Genomic DNA, 1,085 nt, shown 5'->3' on the forward strand with positions numbered 1-1,085 from the left:
GCAGCAATCGCATGGGAAGCAGGCAAGCCGTTGACGATCGAGGAGGTCGATCTCGAAGGTCCGCGCGCGGGTGAAGTGCTGATCGAGGTCAAGGCGACCGGCATCTGCCATACCGATTACTACACGCTTTCGGGTGCGGACCCGGAAGGCATCTTCCCGGCGATTCTCGGGCATGAGGGCGCGGGCGTGGTCGTCGATGTCGGGCCCGGCGTCGGCACCTTGAAGAAGGGCGATCATGTGATTCCGCTCTATACGCCGGAGTGCCGCGAGTGCAAGTTCTGTCTGTCGCGCAAGACGAATCTCTGCCAGAAGATTCGCGCGACGCAAGGCAAAGGCCTGATGCCCGATGCGACTTCACGCTTCTCGCTCGATGGCAAGCCGCTGTTCCACTACATGGGCACGTCGACGTTCTCGAACTACATCGTGGTGCCGGAGATTGCGGTGGCGAAAGTGCGTGAAGACGCGCCGTTCGACAAGATCTGCTACATCGGCTGCGGCGTGACGACGGGCGTCGGCGCGGTCGTGTATTCGGCGAAGGTGGAAGCGGGGGCGAATGTAGTCGTGTTCGGTCTCGGCGGCATCGGCCTGAACGTGATCCAGGGCGCGAAGATGGTCGGCGCGGACAAGATCATCGGTGTCGATATCAATCCGGGGCGCGTGGAGCTCGCGAAGAAGTTCGGCATGACGCACTTCATCAACCCGAAGGAAGTGGAGAACGTCGTCGACCATATCGTGCAACTGACCGATGGCGGCGCGGACTATTCGTTCGAATGCGTCGGCAATACGACGCTGATGCGTCAGGCGCTCGAATGCACGCACAAGGGCTGGGGCCAGTCGTTCATCATCGGCGTGGCGGCGGCGGGGCAGGAGATCAGCACGCGTCCGTTCCAGCTCGTCACGGGACGCGAGTGGAAAGGCTCGGCGTTCGGCGGCGCGCGCGGGCGCACGGATGTGCCGAAGATCGTCGACTGGTACATGGAAGGCAAGATCAATATCGACGACCTGATCACGCATCATCTCAAGCTGGAGCAGATCAACGACGGCTTCGACCTGATGAAGAAGGGCGAGTCGATTCGTTCCGTCGT

General features: G+C 61.7%; 1 protein-coding gene. It reads left to right on the forward strand.

Features of this window, described 5'->3' with window-relative positions; genetic code table 11:
• The coding region (locus AWB79_RS37935; RefSeq protein WP_061172599.1) for an S-(hydroxymethyl)glutathione dehydrogenase/class III alcohol dehydrogenase at positions 1 to 1,085 on the forward strand (1,085 nt) is incomplete at both ends.

The organism is Caballeronia hypogeia, from assembly GCF_001544875.2.
GTDB lineage: Bacteria > Pseudomonadota > Gammaproteobacteria > Burkholderiales > Burkholderiaceae > Caballeronia > Caballeronia hypogeia.